Source organism: Photobacterium salinisoli (assembly GCF_003614885.1).
Classification (GTDB): domain Bacteria; phylum Pseudomonadota; class Gammaproteobacteria; order Enterobacterales; family Vibrionaceae; genus Photobacterium; species Photobacterium salinisoli.
On the sequence record NZ_QZMS01000011.1, the window covers coordinates 1,071,740 to 1,091,012 of the forward strand.

Here is a 19,273-nt window from a genome sequence, read left to right on the forward strand (position 1 = left end):
CTTTGTTTGCGCTAGGATTAGTACAAACAGGACTGGTGCGAAAGACTAACGGGGAGTTTGCGGCTATGAAACTGCTTTATATTGTTCGTCATGCCAAGTCATCCTGGGATGACCCGGAATTGGATGACCATGATCGCCCACTCAATGAGCGGGGTCTGAAAAATGCTGCTGAGATGGCGGGCAGGTTTGCCGCCTGGCAGGCTTTGCCTCAGCGAATTTTATGCAGTACTGCTGAACGGGCATTCCAGACAGCACAATTTTTTGAACAGGCGCTGCATCCGCATCCTACTGAGCTGGCTACCACTGTGGGCTTGTATACCGATTCTGCCCATGAAGTGGTCAGTATTATTCAGTCGGTGCCCGATGAGGTCGAAAGGCTCATGGTGGTTTGCCATAACCCCGCTATTAATGAGCTGGTGGTTCGCCTTGGATTAAAGACAGACAATGTCCCTACCTGCGGTCTGGTGGTTTTTGCTATTGAGGCGGAAAAATGGCAAGCGTTCGGGCCGGAAAATTGCCAGTTGCTGTATTTTGATTTTCCGAAACGCCTGGCACACTGATACGCAGCGCTGACAGGGATTGGCGTTTTCTTTCGGAGAGAAAGTCTTTTAATATCTGTCTAATATCTGTCTCTTGAACATAAAAATGCTCAAGAGACAGGTTATCAGCGGGCAGGGGTTAACTGACTTCTGACATTTTTTGAACGGCCATAACAACATCGTTAATACTGTCTTCAATGTCCTGAATGGATGTGCCGGCTTCTTTGACTTTTTCCATACTGCTTTCTGCGCGAGCAATAATTTCCGCCATGGACGAAACGGCCTGGGTCGTAAATTGACTGTTCTGTTTAACTACATTATCAATTTTCACTGTCGACTCATTGGTGCGGGAAGCTAACTGACGCACTTCATCGGCAACAACGGCAAAGCCGCGTCCCTGATCGCCCGCTCTGGCAGCTTCTATGGCCGCATTGAGCGCCAGCAGATTGGTTTGATCAGCAATGGCGGAAATGGTGTCCACCATGTTAGTGATGGTTTTGGACTGTTCTTCAAGTTGAGATATCACATCTGAGGTTGAATTTAACGCCTCAACCATTTGCGCCATCTGTTCGATAGCCTGGTTGCCTGAATTACTTCCCTCTGCGGATAACTGCCGGGTTTTAACCGATAAATCATAAGCCAGCTGACTGTTTTCCTGGCCGAGAATGACTGTTTGCGTAATGTCTGTGGCAAATTTTATGACTTTATAGAGTTTGCCATTGGTATCAAAAATGGGGTTGTAGGTGGCTTCCAGCCACAGAGGCTGGCCCGATTTGTTCACCCGTTCAAACTTACCGCCCATGAACTGCCCTTGGTTAAGCTGGTACCAGAAATGTTGGTATTCACTGGTTTCAGCATAAGCCGGAGTGACGAACAGTCGATGATGTTTTCCTTTGATCTCATCAAATGTGTAACCGACTGTCGCTAAAAAGTTTTCATTGGCGTGCAAAATATTACCATTGAGATCAAACTCGATAACCGCCATGGAGCGAGAAACTGCCTTCGTCTGGCTGGCAAGTTCATGGTGGTCAGCGACTCTTGCTGAGGTGTCAGAAGCAATTTTAATGACTTTGTAAACAATTCCTTCATTGTCGAAAACCGGACAATAACTGGCTTCCAGCCAAATGTCTTTTCCGGTTTTGGTTAAGCGTTGAAACAGTCCTTTAATCTGCTTGCCCTGGCTTAGCTGAGACCAGAATTGTTGGTATTCCTGGCTTTGCTTGGTTTCATTGGTACAAAACATCCGGTGATGTTTACCCTGAATGTCATTCAGGCTGTACCCCATGGTATTCAGGAAATGCTGGTTGGCACTAATGATTTCTCCTGATGGTGTAAATTCAATAAATGCAAAAGAATCAGTGATTGCCGCTAAAGTATGGGTGGCTTCCTGGAGTTGTTGTTGAAGTGTGTTGTACGCATCTTGAGTTACGTTTTTCTTGTTAGATAACCCGAACATGTCGCAGTCCTTGTCGATATATGCCCTCTAGCAGAATATAGAATAGATAATTATGTTTAAAAGAGATATTTCTCGAGCATCTGAAAAGTTAGTAAAAGCTAAATAGTGCGCTCAATCTTCTGTTGATTTGTGGCTTCAATGACTTATCTGCTACTAACAAGTTCATTTATTGTGAAAAATGTCGTCGGGATTGAAATCAGCGCGGTAAAATCGTCAATTTACCGTTCGTTACAAAGATTCGAAATCTCTGATATTTTCAATTCTTGTGATCCCTCTTCAATTAATACTATTCGTTTAGGCTTTTTAATTTTCCTTAATGATTAGGGTATTGAATGTATTGGCTGTTTTTTTTAATCAGATACATTGTTTTATTCAGGCTGGCGATAAATACCAGGTTGGGTTGCACTAAGAATATTGCTGATGAAAAGTCGATGCGCGGGTTGGGTATTGTCAGCATGGAAGGATTATTGGTTGCCGGAATGCAGAGTTTACCTGTTCCGGCAAGTTTTGAATGGAACCCCAATGGGCTCAGAAATAATATTCCAGCGCCAGTTCGATGAAGTCGTCTTTACGGACAAAATACAGTGGACTGTCAAGCTGACTGGCGTTGAACCACCAGGCGTTAGCCCGCCATTTCCAGTTATTGTTTATCCGCGCGGAAGCTTCGATTCTGCCGGTAGACTCCTGGCTGCTGTCCAGATCCTGATTAATCCCGAATAAAATTTCTGTACCGTCTATGTCATTGAGCGCAAAACGTGTGCCCAGAAACAGGTCATTTTGATTCAGACTCAGTGATCGGGAATCGTACTGGTATTCAGCAATCAGACCAAGATCCCAATAGGTATCGAAGACACCGACCAGCGTGTATTCAAACCCTGTGACCACGGCGGAGTGGTTTTCCAGGCTGTCGCGATAAAGCGCTTCCAGTTTTAATAACCAACTGCCAAAAATACCCTGAACATCTACGCTGGTCTGATCCATCTGGGCGTAGTATGGGGTCAGGCTGGTGCGTCCCGGCAGAAAGTAGGGATCTCTGTTGGTGCCCTGAAAAAAGCTGGCGCCGACATCCCAGTCGCCAAAATAGTGGCTGTAGCGCAATGACCAGTCGATATGTTCCTGTTCTGCCGACGATTCATATAATGCATCATCGTTTACTGGCAGCGGTGTCCGCAGCCGTCCGTCTTTACCGGCGAAAGTACGTTCACGAAAGTAGGGGAGGATGAAGGCATTTACTGTGCCCCAGTCTTTGACTGCGGCGACATTGATCATGGGCTGCCCGAGTTTTTGTTCGCCATCGACAGATTCGACGTTATCGGTCTGGTTGATCACATCGACCAGATGAATGGACTCAGTCACGCCCCAGAACACCTTTCCTACCCCTATTCTGAGTTCATAGTCATCGATCAGCTGCAGATACATGAATTCACGAAGGTCAAAATGGGTACGTTCATCGTCCATGCTGTCCCAGCGGTAGAATGGCTGAATGGTCAGCCGGGCGTCGCCGTCCTGCCACTCTGTGTACCACTCGGGTTCTATTACCACAGAGGTCTGGCTTTTGTCCTGGCCCTCAAGACCAGGGTGCAGAAACTGACGTTGTTCAAGGTTTATCTGGCCGCTGATGCCGGCTGCCTCTACCGAGGCAGCCAGAAGCAGGGGCAATGCAGAAAATCGGTATATCATGCTTGCTCCTGCCTGAGATTATTTAACACGTTTGAGGCTGGCCTTGTTGAAATCGCTTTCATCAAGGCCATTGTTAAACGTCAGTTCATGGGTGGTCAGTACCGTCGACTTGCCGCTCTGGACGTTATTCATCGTCATTGTATGCGCGCGCCAGTATTTGCCCAGGTACTGTTTATAATCGTTAAAAGTCAGTGTCTTCAACAGGCTGTCTTTACGGTCATAGAATTCCACCTTTAAAGGACGAAAATGATCTTTATCCAGCCATACTAACTGCTTGGTGTACCCTGAGTATTCGTCCGTTGGCACTTGCTGGATCTTGAACGCTGCCTGACCTTTGAGGGTTTCATCACCCAGATAGGTGAAGTCGTATTTTTCCAGTTCAAATGAACTTAAATCTTCATAAGCGAACTCGCTGCCCATAAAAGGACCCGATTTATTACGTGACGCAATACGTTTCACTCGTTTAAGCGCCGGAAGATACAGCCATTGGTCATCAGGCTTGGTTGTGTGGGCGAAATTCAGAAAGGCGGTGCCTTGCACATCTCGTGGCTGGTCAAAAATCGTCAGGCCTTTATCACCATCGTCTGCCACTTCCAATGTCTTGATGCGCATTTTTCGGGTGCTGCTCTCTCCTTGTGCGTTGGATAGCAGCATGGTCATTTCTGCCACGCTGTCGCCCCAACCGGTATCACGCAGTTTTCGCTCTTTAGCAATCTCTAGCCCTTGTTCGTTTCCTGCATGACAGACTGCGGGCATGATAGCCATGCCCAGTGAGGCTATCATGCCTATTGACGCTAACCATTGTGTGATCCGGGCTGTTTTATTGTTCATGCGTTTTCTCCTTAAATTGGGGGTAATAAGTTATTGAGCCAATGGTTTCGGGTTAATCGGGTTTTGGCTATTCGGCATGGCTGTATCAGTGTCTGTTTGCTCTGCTGGCTTGCGGTCAAAGAGCATCAACATGCAAGGTAGCAGCAAGAAGTCCACCACCAGGGCAATGAAAATGATGAGGGCACTGAGCTGGCCCATGTCGCTGTTGAGGCGGAAACTGGAACTGGCCAGTACTGAGAAGCCGGCAACCAGCACGACAGTGGTGATCCATAATGCGCGACCAACAGTGCTGAAGGCATAACGAACGGCTTCTTCAGCATTTCGGCCTTCTTTACGTGCGATTTGGTATTTGCTGAGGAAGTGCACGGCGTCATCGACAACGATACCGAGTGTGAGAGTGACCACTATTGACAGGCCCAGATTGATTTCACCAGACAAAAGTGACCAGAGTCCGAATCCGAGAATGGCCGGGGCGATGTTGGGAATGAGACTGATCACGCCCAGTCGCAGTGAACGCAAAGCAAAAATCATCAATACGGAGATTAGTACCAGCGTCACCGGTAATGTTGATAACATGCTGGCCATATTGGTTTCGCCAATATGAGCGAACATCAGGTTGGGGCTGGACGCCATAATGGCGTAACCCGGCGCATTGGCATCAAACCAGTCATTAATGCGAGCTTCCAGGGATACCAGTTCTTTACTGCCGATATTCTTGGTGGTCAGCGTCAGTTTGACGGATGATTTATCCACATTGAGCTGGTTGTTAAGGTCCAGGCCGTAGGGCAGGGACATCTCATACAGCAACAGATATTGTGCGGCCAGTTCTCTGTCGTTCGGCAGGCGATACCAGCTGTCATCATCACCATGCATGTTTTTGTTCAGGCGTTTGTAAACATCACTCAGGCTGGCAACATGGTCGGTTTCCGGCTGTTCCCGCAACCAGTCGGTAAACTGATACAGGATGTTCAGAAAGCCAGGATCCGCGATCCCCTGGGGCTGACCTGAATCAATCGCAATGCTGATGGTGGTCATACCGCTGATATTGTCTGCCATAAAGTCGGCTGCCTGGCGAAATTGGCTGTCTGTGGCGAAGTATTTGACAGGCTCGTCGTTCACCACATTGCGAGGCAGCAGCAGGGTGGCGGCGCTCAGAATGATGACGGATAAAGGCAAGATGATCTTACGGTGGTTAACCACTATGTTGCCTAATTTATCTGTCCAGGTGTGCTGGTCGGTCGTTTTAACGGCCGGGGCACGTAAAGGCAGTACAGACAGCAAAGCCGGCAGCAGGGAGACTGACAGGAAGCAGGCTATCATGATTCCCAGAGCGGCCAGATTACCTAAATCGCGCAGAATCGGGGAATCAGAGGCATTCATCATTAAAAAGCCAAGCGCCGTTGTTACCGAGGTAATCAGTACCGGCATAGCATTGAGCCTGATGCTGTAGCCTATGGCTTCATTTTTGAGCATGCCCCTCTGCATACCTTGCCGCATAGTGGCTATAACATGCACACAGTCAGCAACGGCGAGCGTGAGAACCAGGGTTGGTACATTAACTGTGGCTGTGCTGAGGAACATGCCCGCCCAGCCGGACAAACCCATAGTAGCCGCCACTGAACCGATAATCACAATAAGTGTGGCGAGCACACCAGTTACAGTGCGCAGCATAAGTATCAGAAAAACCAGCACAATCAGTAGCATGGTCGGCACGAGTGTGCTGCTGTCTTTCATCGCCATGTCCATGAAAGTACGGTTCATGGTGACAATGCCGGCCTGATAGAAATCAACCTCAGGAAATTCTGCCCGGTATTTTGCCAGTAAGTTTTGGGAATAATCGGTAACCGTAGTAATTTCTGTCGTTTCGTCAACTTTAGGCATCTGTAAAGTGACGTTAACAACAGCAACATCACCGCTGGATGAAATCAGTGAATCACGGAGTAAAGGCTCTTGTATGGCGACTGATTTCACTTTCGCGATGCGGTTCGCATCTAGCGGATATTCATCTAACAGCAAATCTTCGACCAGCAGATCATCTTCAATGGCTTCTGTGTGCTGATAGTTAGCCAGTGAGTCGACACGGCTTGAAAAAGGAATTTGCCAGCTGTCGTTGGTCAGATCCCGGATCAGAGACAAGGTGTCAGGCGTAAAGACATTGCCGTTTTTGGGGGCAATGACAAAGCTGATGTTGTCTGTTTTACTGAAGGTGTTCTGGATAGTGTTAAAGGCTTGCAACTGAGGGTTATTTCCGTCAAAGAAGATGTTGTAATCCCCCCGGAAATAAAGGTTTTTGGCGCCGATAGTGGCGGCGATCAACAGTGCTGTAATTATCGCCAGGACGATATAAGCACGTTTGATCGGTAAAGCGTAGATACTGTCTTTCATCACAATCTCCATGAGTGACGTTTCGTCAATATTTGGTGCTTTAAAACCAGCGTGTAGGCTGGCCGGGCATGAGTTAGCTGCTTATTCATAGCCAAAGTCAATTATTCAGCTACTTATGAGTGTTAATCTCTCCGTATTCATTGCAAAGAGAAATCAAATTGTGACAAATCGTCAAGCATGGTGTGAAAATAACCCGCCTGAAGCGGGTTCTTACAGTAACTAGCGACCCAGTTGCGAAAGAAGTTCGATCTCTTCTGCAAAAAAGGTCTGTTCAATGTGTTTCCACAGCCTTTTGTAATCCCTTTCGCTAGACAGTGGCTTCCAGTTCATTCCGTCAAGTAACATGTTGACGTTATTCAAAATGGTAAACGGATCCTGTAGGCGATGTATGCAGCGACTATTGGTCGCATTCGTAATCAGTGCATTTGATCCCACAGCCAGTGACCAGTTGGCAAAAACCACTGCATCGGTACTGACGGCCGCCGACATAGCCAGACTGCCTTCTTCCAGAGCACGATTGACGATTGCATCTGCATTATCAACCATTTGCTCCTCAAGTTGGTTCAACATTTCCACGCGTGTATTGGATGCTTTGTCGATAACCCAGGGGGTTTTCGCTGTCAGCAGACAGGTCGACAGTATGGGTTCGAGTCGGGCAAAGATATGGTATGCAACATGGACACCCATCAGAATATCCCGGCTGCTGCCTTCCATGTCTAACACCCGGTTGAACAGAGTCATTTCAACCTTTATAGCGTGGCTGCAAAGTGCCACTATGACGTCTTCTTTACTGCAGAAATGGTTATACACCGTTCCCTTAGAGTAAGGACTGATTGACGCCAGCTTGTCCATGGTGAGGTTAGCAAAGCCTTCTTTGTTAACCAGATCTTTGGCAAGCATAATCAGCTCGTGATCGCGTTCTGCAATCGCTTGCTGTTTTTTGGTTTTGGGTACACGCTCTCCGGAGAAGAGGGCACATCTCTCTTTATTACAGTTCAACCCGAACATAACTTCCGACTTTTAAGTTGTCAGTTGCGTGAATACATTGCAACTCCTTCTGTGAGATGCTGGCACTCCTGTAAGTTTCTGCTTTACAAGAAGCAAACATCCTGTAAACAGTTTAACACGAATACGAAAAGGGTAAATCTCTGTAAAAATGACGATTGGTCAAAATTGACTTATCGTCATAATAGACACTTGTGCACAGAGATCAATACCATTGTTGAAATTATTTATTCAGTCACATGAATAGCATGCGCGGCAGGCAATAAAAAACCGCCAGCGTTGGCGGTTTTGGGTGTGTATCTGTGTTGACTCAAAGAAATTAAAGCGCAGTGCGGAGAATGGCTTTACTGTCGGCAATACCAATTTTGCCGTGTTCACCCAATGCGGTCATGCCATGCTTTTCCAGACCGCTGAGCAGAACGTTAATGTCATTTTCATCCAGCTCGACATCTTTTAGGCGAGTTGGCACCTGCATGGCCTTGAAGAAAGCTTCTGTTTTGGTAATGGCAGCATCAATGCGTTCGTCATCGCTGCCCTCAGTGATGCCAAAAATACGTTCAGCATATTGAAGAAGCTTGGCGGCTTTTTCCTGGCGTCGCTCTTTCATAACCGCCGGAAGCACGATACTCAGAGTACGGGCATGATCAATACCATAGTTGCCAGTCAGTTCATGGCCAATCATGTGTGTGGCCCAGTCTTGCGGAACACCCACACCAATGAGTCCGTTCAGCGCCTGAGTAGCGGACCACATAATATTGGCACGCACAGCCAGATCATCCGGGTTGGTCAGTGCTTTCGGGCCCTCTTCAATCAGGGTTAACAGCAAGCCTTCGGCAAATCTGTCCTGAACTTTGGCATTGACCGGGAAGGTCAGGTATTGCTCCATCACATGAACATACGCATCGACCACACCGTTACTGATCTGACGAGGAGACAGACTCAGCGTGGTTGTCGGGTCTAAAACAGCGAACACTGGCTGGATTTTAGAGGACATATAGCCAATTTTGTCATTACCACGTGAAACGACAGAGGCTTTGTTGCTCTCAGAGCCCGTTGCCGGCAGGGTCAGGATGCAGCCGATTGGCAGAGCATGTTTCACACTGATTCCTTTTGACCACATATCCCAAGGATCTTGTCCTTCATAGCAGGCAGCGGCCGCCACAAATTTAGTGCCGTCAACCACAGAACCACCACCGACAGCAAGCAGGTAGTCGACACCTTCAGCTTTTATCTGTTCGACAGCTTTCATCAGGGTGTCGTATTGCGGGTTAGGTTCAATGCCAGAGAATTCAATCCATTGGTGTTCACTCAGCGCTTTAACGACCTGGTCGTATACACCGTTAGCTTTGATAGAGCCACCGCCGTACAGCACCATTACCTTGCTGCTTTTAGGTATTTCGTTTGTGATTGCAGCAATCTGGCCTTCGCCAAAATGAATGCGGGTAGGGTTGTGATAGCTAAATGGGTTCATCATTGCTCTCCAGGTTTGCCTGTAGGATAGAGTGTGCTGCAAAGTGTAGGTGACAACCCGCTTCGCTGTAATACACAATTCTGCTTAATTCTTGCCTGATTCTGCTTTACACTTTTATTCTAATGACAATTCATCAACAATGGCTCACCCCGATAAGCAGAGTTTCGACTATGAATAATACCCTGAAACTGGCCTCCTCATTGTGTTGTCAACTGGGTCTGGAAGACAGACAAGGTAAGGTAAGTACGGCGCTGAAAGGTGTAAGCCTGTTTAAAATTACCCAATATCATCATGTTACTCCCCAGATGTACCAACAAGGTGTGGTTGTTATTTTTCAGGGCAACAAAATTGGCCATCTGAATGACTATCGGTTTGAGTACGACACAGAACATTGCCTGATTGTGTCAGCGCCGTACCCCATTGCCTGTGAAACCTTTGCTTCAGAACAGGCGCCGTTGATCGGGATTGATATCGGATTCGACCACAGCGTTATTCGCCAGCTGGTTGATGATATGGAAGCGGAACTGGGAGCCGATTATTTTGTCTCTCAACAGCAACATAAAGGTGTGGCAGCCTCGCCGGTCACACCGGAAATTAATGACTGCATGCAGCGATTATTATCCTCGCTCCATACCCCCCTGGACGCAAAATTATTGGGGCCACAGATACTCAGAGAGTTTTTTTACCGTCTGCTGCAAAGTAACCAGCGAACCCTGCTTGCTCAATATGTGAAGCAAGACAGCGCGTTAGCTCGCGTTTCAGGCGTGATAGAACATGTGCAACTGCATTATGCGGATAAATTGGCGGTAGATGATCTCGCCGATATGGCAGGCATGAGCATTTCAGCCTTTCACCGTGCTTTTAAGCAAGTTGTGACAGACCCGCCTTTGCAGTACATAAAAAAAATCCGGCTCAATAACGCCAAGCAACTCATGGTGCAGGATGGCGTGTCCGCCAGTGTGGCAGCAAGCAAAGTAGGCTATGAAAGTGCCGCACAGTTCAGCCGCGAGTTTAAGCGCTATTTCGGGTTACCGCCCAGTAAAGCGGGATAAGGTTGGATACGTTTATTTACCCGCCTGATGTACAGCTTGCCGGGTAAATCCTTGCGAGTTGTCGAGCAGCGCCCGCGCTTCTTCTGCTGTTGATCCGGTCAGAATCATCACAATGGCTGTTTTGCAGTGGCCACCACAGGCAGTCAGTGCAGATTCGGCTTGCTCACGCGTTGCACCGGTTGCTGCGGTAACGATGTTTTTTTGGCGTTCGACCAGCTTGGCATTGGTTGCTTCAACATCCACCATAAGGTTACCGTAAACTTTTCCGGTGCGTATCATGGCGCCAGTTGTCAGCATATTGAGGATCATTTTTTGCGCTGTCCCGGCTTTCATGCGGGATGAGCCGGTTACCACTTCAGGCCCAACGACGGGAGTCATGGCGATATCTGCTAGTCGGGTCATGGCACTGTCCGGATTGCAACTGATGCTGGCAACGGTCGCACCGATCGATTTTGCGTATTTCATCGCGCCGATAACATAAGGCGTGCGGCCACTGGCAGCAATGCCGACTAACACATCCTGGTCAGAAAAATTCAGGGCTTTCAGATCTTCTGCACCGAGCTCGCTATTGTCTTCTGCATTCTCTACGGCACGGAAAATCGCTTCGTGGCCACCTGCAATCAAACCGATAACCTGGGAAGGGTCACTGCCATAAGTGGGTGGGCACTCACTGGCATCCAGAATCCCCAAACGGCCTGATGTACCTGCACCTGAGTAGATTAAGCGGCCACCTCGCTGGAAAGCAGTGGCAATAGCATCGACAGCCTGAGCCACTTGCGGCAATGTCTGCTCAACAGCCAGCGCCACTTGCTTGTCTTCGTCATTGATGACCTTCAGCATGTCAATCGTCGACAGGGTATCTATCGCCTGACTGGCAGGGTTCCGGCTTTCAGTGATCAGTGTGTTTAAATCAATTTTCATCAGGGATGGCCTTAGCGTTCGTTAACTGATGAGAATTGTAGGGAATAACATATTGTGTAGCAAACGGCGCTACCCTAATGGTTCCTTCTTGCCTGCCCTGATTCAAAAACGCGATAAACAGATAAATGATCTGAGTCAGACTGTGTCGGAGCTGATCAGCGTCCTGATTGTCTGAACAAGCATGCTACACTCATATCGACACTGACTTCGTGGAAATGGGTTCGTCGCGGAGGCAAGTATGGTCAGTTTGCTGTGGAAATGGTTTGCGACTCTGATTGTCCCTGCTTTGATATGGGCAAGTTTTGCCCTGCCTGTTCAAGCCGACATTGTTGATGCCCGCTGCGATATATATCCCAAAGGTGCAGATAAACCCTCAGGCCGTTATTTGTGTGTGCTGTCTCAGCATCATGGCTATATCACCATAGATAGAGTCGATGGCGTCTACTATGATTTTCATCCGACGCGGGGAGAGCCGGGGCAATACCGCGATGACCGCAATCAGCCCGTTTACAAAAGAAGCGGACTAGGCACAAAAGGCATGATTTTTGAGATGAGCGACAAGTCCATTTATGTCCTTTGGGATACTTCCGCCTTAGCTGAGCCTTAATTTTAAGATCTCATTTTTAGGGATTATGGGTTGATTTTTTACGCTGTGGTAACCACTATCAGCCAACCTGAATTAAGAGATGCAATGCATGTCAACGCATACCCAATTAACCATTGATATCGTATCTGATGTCGTCTGTCCCTGGTGCTACATTGGCTACAAACGACTGGAGCAGGCTATGGTGGCCTATAAAGATCAGGTACAGTTTACTGTGCGCTGGCATCCTTTCGAACTGAATCCGGCGATGCAGGAAGACGGCCAGCTGCTGAGTGAGCATCTGGCAGAGAAATATCAGATCACACCTGAACAAAGTGAGCAGAACCGGGCCAGGATTATTGCGTTAGGTGAAGAATGCGGTATTCGTTTCCATTTCACGCCACTCTCCCGTATCTACAATACGTTCAAAGCTCACCAGCTGTTGCATTGGGCCGCGAGCTACGGCCGCCAGACAGAGCTTAAACTAGCGCTATTTGAGGCTTATTTCACCGAGCAGGATGATCCGAACGCTTTGCCTGTGCTGCTGGATGCCGCTGAAACGGCAGGCCTGGATCGCGATGAAGCCGAACTGGTACTCAAACAAGGCAATTTTGCCGAAGCCGTCAGAGCTGAAGAACAAATCTGGACCGGGCAGGGGATTACCGCCGTTCCTGCATTTGTTTTTAATGAAAAGTATCTGGTTTCCGGTGCGCAGGATACTGACACCTTGAAGCAGGTTATAGAGACGCTTTTAGCCGAGATGGTTTGAATAACATTACCTGAGTAATGTTAACGACCCGCATGATCTATGACGCATTCAGGTCTGAACGCAATTGGGACAGTAAGTACTGGTTACTGAGCAATATGACATGGAGAATGGATGAAAGGGTTCTGGATTAAGCTGATTCTGACCGTCGTGATATTCGCAGCCTTGTTTGGCTATGTTTTTTACACGGTTCAAAGTGGCGTTCAGTGAGAAGATTATTGATCGGGAGAAAACCAGCAGCCAGTACAGAATTATCTGGATTATCACAAGGAGGGTGAGTTGGAAAAATATGCTGTGTTGTCGGACATTCACAGTAATGTCTTTGCGTTGGAGGCTGTGGTTGCGGATGCGTTCAGTCAGGGGGTTACCCGGCTGGTGAATCTGGGCGACATTCTATACGGTCCGATTGCTCCTCGTGCTACCTTTGATTTCCTGCAGCAGCAAGAGATGCTGACCATTTCTGGCAATCAGGATCGGCAAATTTACCAGTCGACAGCAGCAGAAGTGGCGGCCAATCCCACGCTACAATTTATTCTCAACGATTTAGGGCAGGCCCCGCTGGACTGGATGCAGCAACTGCCATTTGATGCCCGGATATCAGAAGATATCTACGCCTGCCATGGCACGCCGGAAGATGATCTGGTGTACCTGCTGGAAGATATCAGCTCGGGCCATCCGCGGGTCAAAACCGATGCTGAGATAGTAGCGCAGCTCAAAGACATTCATTCCCCCATCATTCTTTGTGGTCATACTCATATTCCCCGTTGTGTCCGGTTGTCGACGGGGCAGACGGTGATCAATCCCGGCAGTGTGGGCCTTCAGGCTTATCTCGATGAACTGCCGTTGCTCCATGCAATGCAAAATTACACCCCTCAAGCGTCGTATGCTGTGTTAACGCGGCAAGAGAATCACCCCTGGGAAATGACTTTTCACCGGGTTGATTACGATGTGCAGGCAGCGGTGCAAGCTGCGACAGCCAACGGACGTAAAGACTGGGCGCAGTTCTTGATGACAGGCAGATGTTAACTCAGTGAGAGTCAGCTCATAACGCCACGTCTTCATCTACACTTGGTCGATACAGAATGCCGTTTTTCTTTGTGTTCCTGTCCAGTTTCCCGGAGGTTTTATGGCATCGTTTCAGCAGGCGAAAATTTCGCCTCACTTGTGGTTTGATAAAGAAGCGGTTGACGCTGCTGAGTTTTATACGCAAGTTTTTGACAACTCAAAAATTGTCAATCTCACCAAGATTGAAGACACCCCTTCAGGCAATGTTGATGTGGTGAACTTTGAATTGTTCGGACAACCGTTTACGGCGATCAGTGCCGGGCCGTTTTTCACTTTCAATGAATCGATCTCATTTGTCATTCATTGCGACGATCAGGCTGAAATCGATCGTTACTGGACGGCTTTAACGCAGGACGGCGGTGAAGAAGGGCAGTGTGGCTGGCTGAAGGATAAATTCGGCTTGTTCTGGCAAATTGTACCGAGATCTATGACTACTATGATGCAAAGTCATGATCCCGTTAAGCTGGCGCGGTTAACACAGTGCTTTCTGACCATGACCAGGCTGGATATTGCTGCACTGGAACGGGCGTTCAATGGTGAGTAAAAGGCCGGATAAAAAAGGTGAACGATAAAAAAAACGACAGGGCGGGCAGGAGTACCCGAACTGTCGCACAACGGATAATGAAGGGTCAGGCTTTGGTTTCTTCTGCAGCCTCTGCAGCGACTGTTGATTCTATGGGTGTGAGCCCTGCGGCTTTTTTGGCTCGCTTTTCTTTCTGTGCCAGCCAGATCAGAGGAGCGATGATCATCATAGTGCCGAGAATCATGGGTAAATCAGGCACTTCATCGAACCACAGCATACCGATGATCACAGCGCCAATCAGCCCGCTGTATTCGGCGCTCGCAATTTTGTTTGATTCCGCCGAGCGGTAAGCCAGTACACAGGCGCCGGCATAAATCATAATGAAAGTGCTTGAGCCCGCCGCAGTGAGCAGCGGAGACCAGTCCCAGGGCTGCCCTTCCCACAGTGCCAGCCCCAGCGCTGCTGGCATACCCGCCAGGTTGGTCAGCATCAGGGTTTGTGCAACCGTCTGGTGTTTCGGCAGCTTACGGACCAGCAGGTTGTTCCAGGCCAGTGTAAAAGCAACAATCAGCGCTGCTATGGCTGCCCAGTTGATTTCAGTCGGGCGAATAATCACCAGCACACCAATGAAACCAATCACCGCTACGCCGACAGAATATTTGGTCAGTTTTTCCTGAAACAACATCATGGCCATAGGCAGCATGATTAGCGGAGCAGCGTAGAAGATGGCATTGGCTGTTGCCAGCGGCAGGCTGGTAATTGAAATGATCATAAATACCATACCCAGCAGCCAGATGTGACCGCGCAAAGCATGCCACTTAAAACCGGCAAAAAAATCGGCTTTTTTGGTGCCGATACAAAAAGGTGCGAGGATGGCGACAGCGGTTAACTGGCGGAAAAAGACAAACTGAAAAATCGCTGTTTCATCACCCAGTGATTTGATCATGGCATCGGAGCACACAGCAATTAAGTTGCCAACAATCAGCAATATCATGGCTAAACCGACAGACATTTGAGGCATGGGCTGCTCCTTCTTTTTTTGAGTTAATGACATGACGACGAGACGACAAACTGTGATCCAAAGCATAAACCAGTGATAGTGATGAAGTATAATGATATAAATTTTTTTGGTATGAGTTTTTTAGATAATGAAGCTGCCTCCCCTTCGCGCTGTTCATTATTTTGAAGCCGTCGCCCGTTTGAACAGTTTTTCCCGTGCGGCGGAATTTCTGAGTGTGACGCAAAGTGCGGTCAGCCATCAGGTCCGTCTTTTAGAAGATTACCTGGGTGAAGAACTGTTCCAGCGCCAGGGACGCCAGTTATCGCTGACACCTATCGGTGAAAAGTATTACGAACAGATCAGCCATGCGCTGGCTGATATCTCAGAAGCCAGCCAGCAGATCAGGGAGGGCGAAGGGGGCAAAATTCGTCTGGCACTTTACAGCTCACTCGCGGTGAAATGGCTGATCCCACGGCTGGAAAACCTGCGTCAGCTGCACCCTGAAATTGAACTCACTTTAAATATGGTGAGTAATGACCCGAATTTCAGTGATGAACTGGCCGATTGCTTTATTACCGTATCGCCACCCAAGCGCAATAATTTCACTTCAGAGCTGCTGTATCATGAAAAGCTGTATCCGGTGTGCAGTCATAAACTCTGGCAGCAAATGCGGGATAAACCGCTGCCGGATGCCCTGTGGGAACATCCCTTGCTGACCACGCGCTCGATTTTTAAAAATGCCAAACACGGCGAAGACTGGCATCGCTGGTGTCAGCTGGGCGGTTTTGAATTACCAGAACAAGCGAGATTTCAGCTGTTCAGCCATATGTTGCTGGCGGCAGAAGCAGCCCGCTATGATCAGGGCATCACATTTCTCAATGATTACCTGATGAATGACATCGACAGGCAACAGCACTTCGTGCGGATCCCCCTGCACGAGTTGCCGACCGGTGACAGTTTTTACTTTGTGTATAAAAAATCCCGTGCCGCGCAAACCGCCATTATCACCTTGGGCCGCTGGCTGAAGCAGCAGTGCGATGAGCTTGACCGAAGAGGCATTCAGAGCTGATCTAAGTGATTGAGGCAGAATTCGGCTCTGCTGAGTATTGCCTGCCGTTCGTTGTCTGTTAAGTTATCCCAGTGGCGATAAATCATACCGATTCTTGGGTTGACTGCCAGGCGCTGTTGGTGTTTATCCATGAATCGCCAATACAAGCTGTTAATGGGGCAGGCATCCGCGCCGGTTTTCTTTTTGACAGAGTATTGGCAGGACTTGCAGTAGTCACTCATCTTGTTGATGTAGTTGCCACTTGCCGCATAGGGTTTAGTGGCAATAATGCCATTATCAGCAAACTGAGACATTCCCCGGGTGTTAGGCATTTCAACCCACTCAATGGCATCCACATAGATCCCCAGATACCAGGCATCGACCTGATCGGGATCGGTTTCAGTGAGCAGACAAAAGTTGCCGGTGACCATCAGTCTCTGTATATGGTGCGCATAGGCGTAGTCCAACGACTGCGATACGGCTGCCCTCAGGCAGGCCATGCCTGTTTTTCCCGTCCAGAAAAAATCCGGTAAATCCCGGTTAGCACTAAGGGTGTTACTGCTGCCGTAGTCGGGCATATTGGCCCAGTAAACCCCCCGCACGTATTCGCGCCAGCCAAGTATCTGGCGTATGAAGCCTTCAACTTGAGCCAGAGATATCCTGCCAGCGGCTTGTTCATAGTGGGTCAGCACTGTCTGAATGACCTGCATCGGATGCAGCATTTTCGTATTAATGGAAAAAGATAACCGAGAATGATAAAGACTCCACTGGTGCTCGGTCTGATCTGTCATGGCATCTTGAAAATAGCCGAAATTCTGAAGTTGGTACTGGCAAAAATGGTCCAGTAACTCAATGGCCTGTCGGCGTGTTACAGGCCAGAGCAGTGAGTCAGAGGCTTTACCAAAATGCGAAATACCGTGTTTTTCCAGCCGGGCCAGGATATCGCTGACCGGGTTGTTGAAACATAAGGGTGCCGGAACAGACGCGAGATCCGTGGCAGTCAGTTTATGCCGGTTTTCTTTGTCGAAGTTCCATTTGCCACCCTCAGGTTTTTCGCCCTGCATCAAGATAGCAAAGCGACGTCTCATCATTCGGTAAAAATGTTCCATTAAGACATGTTTGCCCTGAGCAAAGTGGCGGGGTATCTCGTCAAAGGGCAACAGGAAATGTTCGGTATCCGCTTCTGTGCACGACACACTGGCAGGCAGGCTTAAAGTTCGCAGCTGTTGCAGAAGGCGGTATTCATCAGGACGCTGGTATTCGAACACCTCTATCTGATGATCTGCTATCAGTTTGTCCAGCAATTCTGGCAAGCTTTTGTATCCAGCGGTGTCGTCCAGCGTCAGGTGGCAGACATGAAAACCGGCTTGGCTGAGTGCGCTGGCAAAGGCTTTCATGGCGGCAAAAAATGCACAGATTTTCTGCACATGGTGCCTGGTGTAAGTTGCTTCCTGATGCAGTTCGGCAATCAGGTATAAGGTGTCGTGATCTTTTGACTGAAACCAGGAATGTTTCGCATTGAGCTGATCGCCCAGAATCAGCCTTAAGGTTTTATAATGAGTGGCTGCCATTGTTTAACCAGCGATGAATGAAGTCGCCATCAGGATCGTACATTTTCGTCTGTTTCTCCAGATCAAAATAGCGCCAGCCTCGCGGATCCGCACCCACCCCGGCCAGATACTGCCAATTGCCCCAGTTGGATGCGACATCATAGTCGATTAACTGCTGCTCAAAGTAGGCGGCACCGTAGCGCCAGTCGAGGGCCAGCTCGTGGACAAAACAACTGGCGACCAATTGGCGGCCACGATTAGACATGTAGCCGGTCTGATTAAGCTGCCGCATGCAGGCATCGACAATCGGATAGCCTGTCTTGCCGTTACACCATTGCTGAAAACGGGTCTCATCATGGCGGTTTACTGGTCCCTGATTTTTAATGCCACGATAGTAGAACAACTTTTGGCGGTAGGCATGGGCATACCATTGAAAGTATTCACGCCATAACAGTTCGAAGCGAATCCACTCGGTTGAGTCATTTCTGATGACCTTGTTTTGATAGTCGTCCAGATAGCGCAGCAGTGTGACCGGGGACAGGCACCCCAGAGCCAGCCAGGGAGAAAACTTGGTCGAATTATCCCAGCCATCCAGCGCGTTGCGCGTCTCTTTATAACGGGCAGGTAAATCGCCGGAGAAATAGTGATGAACATGCTCAAAAGCCGCCGTTTCGCCGCCAATAAAGCCGCGGTAGACGGAAGCCCGTTCCTGCCGTTTATCCAGTTGCGTGTTAGCCAGATTAATCGGGTGGAGCGGAGCGGTTTCCGGTAAAGCAGGCGGTGGCGGCAGCTCAAGATCAATCACAGATTCCGGACGGCAATCCAGATTTTCTGTCATCAGACGAAACTGAGTGAAACTGGCTGGCAGTTCATTCAGTGTAAAGGGCAGCAGTGCTTGCGTGAACAGAGTATGGGTTGGAATGGTCAGGAAAGTGACGTCCGGGTATTGAGCCTCAATATAGTCCCAGCTCTGGTTCTCGTAATAGCCCGCCTGTTCACTGCGGCCGATAATCGAGATAGGGTATTGATCCAGCAGCTCGTCTATTGTTGCCTCCAGCGGTGTGTCTCGGATAAGCAAGCCCTGATGTGGGTGTTGTTCGGCGAGCTGGTGATTCAGGTCTGCCAGCGAAGCCAGCAAAAACGCTTGCCGCTGTTTTCCCCATGGCATGCGATGCCCCGGATACGAGACCGGACTTTGTTGCGGCAGGCAGTAGAGACACAGCAGATTATCCACCTGCTCTGCCGTTTGCCGTAACGCCGGGTTATCGTGCAGGCGCAGATCGTAACTGAAGACGAATAATCCCGTTGTCATGGCGTACCTTCTCTGCAAAGGAGTTACCACAAGTGTAGGCTGCAAAACTGTGGTACGAAGGACGGGACGTGATGATTTCTGCTTGT

17 protein-coding genes are annotated in these 19,273 nt (G+C 48.8%); 7 read left to right on the plus strand and 10 right to left on the minus strand.

Annotated features, from left to right (window positions below; genetic code table 11):
- Positions 1 to 65 precede the first annotated feature (65 nt).
- Positions 66 to 560, plus strand: coding sequence for a SixA phosphatase family protein (locus tag D6M16_RS16145; protein WP_120512840.1), 495 nt, complete (start codon positions 66 to 68; stop codon positions 558 to 560).
- A gap of 118 nt (positions 561 to 678) precedes the next feature.
- On the opposite strand, the gene D6M16_RS16150 is transcribed toward D6M16_RS16145, so the two are convergent.
- The 6 genes from D6M16_RS16150 to D6M16_RS16175 form a co-directional block, all read right to left on the minus strand.
- On the minus strand, positions 679 to 1,995 hold the full coding sequence (locus D6M16_RS16150; RefSeq protein WP_120512841.1) for a methyl-accepting chemotaxis protein: 1,317 nt from the start codon (positions 1,993 to 1,995) through the stop codon (positions 679 to 681).
- A 528-nt stretch (positions 1,996 to 2,523) separates the two neighbouring features.
- Positions 2,524 to 3,675 (minus strand): hypothetical protein, encoded by a 1,152-nt coding sequence (locus D6M16_RS16155; RefSeq protein WP_120512842.1) that lies wholly within the window; start codon positions 3,673 to 3,675, stop codon positions 2,524 to 2,526.
- An 18-nt stretch (positions 3,676 to 3,693) separates the two neighbouring features.
- On the minus strand, positions 3,694 to 4,458 hold the full coding sequence (locus tag D6M16_RS16160) for an outer membrane lipoprotein-sorting protein (protein ID WP_120513224.1): 765 nt from the start codon (positions 4,456 to 4,458) through the stop codon (positions 3,694 to 3,696).
- Positions 4,459 to 4,536: 78 nt separating this feature from the next.
- Complete coding sequence (locus tag D6M16_RS16165) at positions 4,537 to 6,891, minus strand: efflux RND transporter permease subunit (protein ID WP_240435641.1); 2,355 nt, start codon at positions 6,889 to 6,891, stop codon at positions 4,537 to 4,539.
- Positions 6,892 to 7,110: 219 nt separating this feature from the next.
- Positions 7,111 to 7,899 (minus strand): TetR/AcrR family transcriptional regulator, encoded by a 789-nt coding sequence (locus D6M16_RS16170; protein WP_120512844.1) that lies wholly within the window; start codon positions 7,897 to 7,899, stop codon positions 7,111 to 7,113.
- 316 nt (positions 7,900 to 8,215) lie between these two features.
- Positions 8,216 to 9,367 (minus strand): iron-containing alcohol dehydrogenase, encoded by a 1,152-nt coding sequence (locus D6M16_RS16175; protein ID WP_120512845.1) that lies wholly within the window; start codon positions 9,365 to 9,367, stop codon positions 8,216 to 8,218.
- Between the two features lie 170 nt (positions 9,368 to 9,537).
- Here D6M16_RS16175 and D6M16_RS16180 point away from each other — a divergent pair, with 170 nt between their 5' ends.
- Entirely contained in the window at positions 9,538 to 10,419 is an 882-nt protein-coding gene (locus D6M16_RS16180) for an AraC family transcriptional regulator (RefSeq protein WP_120512846.1), read from the plus strand.
- A gap of 12 nt (positions 10,420 to 10,431) precedes the next feature.
- On the opposite strand, the gene murQ is transcribed toward D6M16_RS16180, so the two are convergent.
- Complete coding sequence (murQ, locus tag D6M16_RS16185; RefSeq protein WP_205576914.1) at positions 10,432 to 11,340, minus strand: N-acetylmuramic acid 6-phosphate etherase; 909 nt, start codon at positions 11,338 to 11,340, stop codon at positions 10,432 to 10,434.
- A gap of 238 nt (positions 11,341 to 11,578) precedes the next feature.
- On the opposite strand from murQ, the gene D6M16_RS16190 reads away from it, so the two are divergent.
- The 4 genes from D6M16_RS16190 to D6M16_RS16205 all read left to right on the plus strand — a co-directional run bounded on the left by D6M16_RS16190 (position 11,579) and on the right by D6M16_RS16205 (position 14,298).
- Positions 11,579 to 11,947 carry a hypothetical protein gene (locus D6M16_RS16190; protein ID WP_240435642.1) on the plus strand — a complete coding sequence of 123 codons (369 nt, stop codon included), beginning with the start codon at positions 11,579 to 11,581 and terminating at the stop codon, positions 11,945 to 11,947.
- A gap of 88 nt (positions 11,948 to 12,035) precedes the next feature.
- Positions 12,036 to 12,692 carry a DsbA family oxidoreductase gene (locus D6M16_RS16195; protein WP_120512848.1) on the plus strand — a complete coding sequence of 219 codons (657 nt, stop codon included), beginning with the start codon at positions 12,036 to 12,038 and terminating at the stop codon, positions 12,690 to 12,692.
- A 276-nt stretch (positions 12,693 to 12,968) separates the two neighbouring features.
- Positions 12,969 to 13,715 (plus strand): metallophosphoesterase family protein, encoded by a 747-nt coding sequence (locus tag D6M16_RS16200; protein WP_120512849.1) that lies wholly within the window; start codon positions 12,969 to 12,971, stop codon positions 13,713 to 13,715.
- Between the two features lie 100 nt (positions 13,716 to 13,815).
- Positions 13,816 to 14,298, plus strand: a complete 483-nt coding sequence (locus D6M16_RS16205; RefSeq protein ID WP_120512850.1) for a VOC family protein — start codon at positions 13,816 to 13,818, stop codon at positions 14,296 to 14,298.
- An 85-nt stretch (positions 14,299 to 14,383) separates the two neighbouring features.
- Here the strand turns inward: D6M16_RS16205 and D6M16_RS16210 are convergent, their stop codons facing one another.
- Complete coding sequence (locus D6M16_RS16210) at positions 14,384 to 15,298, minus strand: DMT family transporter (RefSeq protein ID WP_120512851.1); 915 nt, start codon at positions 15,296 to 15,298, stop codon at positions 14,384 to 14,386.
- Positions 15,299 to 15,425: 127 nt separating this feature from the next.
- On the opposite strand from D6M16_RS16210, the gene D6M16_RS16215 reads away from it, so the two are divergent.
- Entirely contained in the window at positions 15,426 to 16,346 is a 921-nt protein-coding gene (locus D6M16_RS16215; RefSeq protein WP_120512852.1) for a LysR substrate-binding domain-containing protein, read from the plus strand.
- Here D6M16_RS16215 and D6M16_RS16220 read toward each other — a convergent pair.
- Together D6M16_RS16220 and D6M16_RS16225 are read right to left on the minus strand one after the other, a co-directional pair.
- Entirely contained in the window at positions 16,337 to 17,896 is a 1,560-nt protein-coding gene (locus tag D6M16_RS16220; protein ID WP_120512853.1) for a cryptochrome/photolyase family protein, read from the minus strand. The genes D6M16_RS16215 and D6M16_RS16220 overlap by 10 nt on opposite strands.
- Positions 17,877 to 19,187 (minus strand): DASH family cryptochrome, encoded by a 1,311-nt coding sequence (locus D6M16_RS16225; protein WP_120512854.1) that lies wholly within the window; start codon positions 19,185 to 19,187, stop codon positions 17,877 to 17,879. The genes D6M16_RS16220 and D6M16_RS16225 overlap by 20 nt, the downstream gene beginning before the upstream one ends.
- Positions 19,188 to 19,273: the final 86 nt, after the last annotated feature.

Excerpts from the sequence above, each read along its gene's own strand:
- D6M16_RS16170 (WP_120512844.1), bottom strand. The coding sequence starts at position 7,899 with ATGTTCGGGTTGAACTGTAATAAAGAGAGATGTGCCCTCTTCTCCGGA.
- D6M16_RS16150 (WP_120512841.1), bottom strand. The coding sequence starts at position 1,995 with ATGTTCGGGTTATCTAACAAGAAAAACGTAACTCAAGATGCGTACAAC.
- D6M16_RS16210 (WP_120512851.1), bottom strand. The coding sequence starts at position 15,298 with ATGCCTCAAATGTCTGTCGGTTTAGCCATGATATTGCTGATTGTTGGC.
- D6M16_RS16160 (WP_120513224.1), bottom strand. The coding sequence starts at position 4,458 with ATGATAGCCTCACTGGGCATGGCTATCATGCCCGCAGTCTGTCATGCA.
- D6M16_RS16215 (WP_120512852.1), top strand. The coding sequence starts at position 15,426 with ATGAAGCTGCCTCCCCTTCGCGCTGTTCATTATTTTGAAGCCGTCGCC.
- D6M16_RS16195 (WP_120512848.1), top strand. The coding sequence starts at position 12,036 with ATGTCAACGCATACCCAATTAACCATTGATATCGTATCTGATGTCGTC.
- D6M16_RS16205 (WP_120512850.1), top strand. The coding sequence starts at position 13,816 with ATGGCATCGTTTCAGCAGGCGAAAATTTCGCCTCACTTGTGGTTTGAT.
- D6M16_RS16220 (WP_120512853.1), bottom strand. The coding sequence starts at position 17,896 with ATGGCAGCCACTCATTATAAAACCTTAAGGCTGATTCTGGGCGATCAG.
- murQ (WP_205576914.1), bottom strand. The coding sequence starts at position 11,340 with ATGAAAATTGATTTAAACACACTGATCACTGAAAGCCGGAACCCTGCC.
- D6M16_RS16165 (WP_240435641.1), bottom strand. The coding sequence starts at position 6,891 with ATGAAAGACAGTATCTACGCTTTACCGATCAAACGTGCTTATATCGTC.
- D6M16_RS16180 (WP_120512846.1), top strand. The coding sequence starts at position 9,538 with ATGAATAATACCCTGAAACTGGCCTCCTCATTGTGTTGTCAACTGGGT.
- D6M16_RS16190 (WP_240435642.1), top strand. The coding sequence starts at position 11,579 with ATGGTCAGTTTGCTGTGGAAATGGTTTGCGACTCTGATTGTCCCTGCT.
- D6M16_RS16175 (WP_120512845.1), bottom strand. The coding sequence starts at position 9,367 with ATGAACCCATTTAGCTATCACAACCCTACCCGCATTCATTTTGGCGAA.
- D6M16_RS16145 (WP_120512840.1), top strand. The coding sequence starts at position 66 with ATGAAACTGCTTTATATTGTTCGTCATGCCAAGTCATCCTGGGATGAC.
- D6M16_RS16155 (WP_120512842.1), bottom strand. The coding sequence starts at position 3,675 with ATGATATACCGATTTTCTGCATTGCCCCTGCTTCTGGCTGCCTCGGTA.
- D6M16_RS16225 (WP_120512854.1), bottom strand. The coding sequence starts at position 19,187 with ATGACAACGGGATTATTCGTCTTCAGTTACGATCTGCGCCTGCACGAT.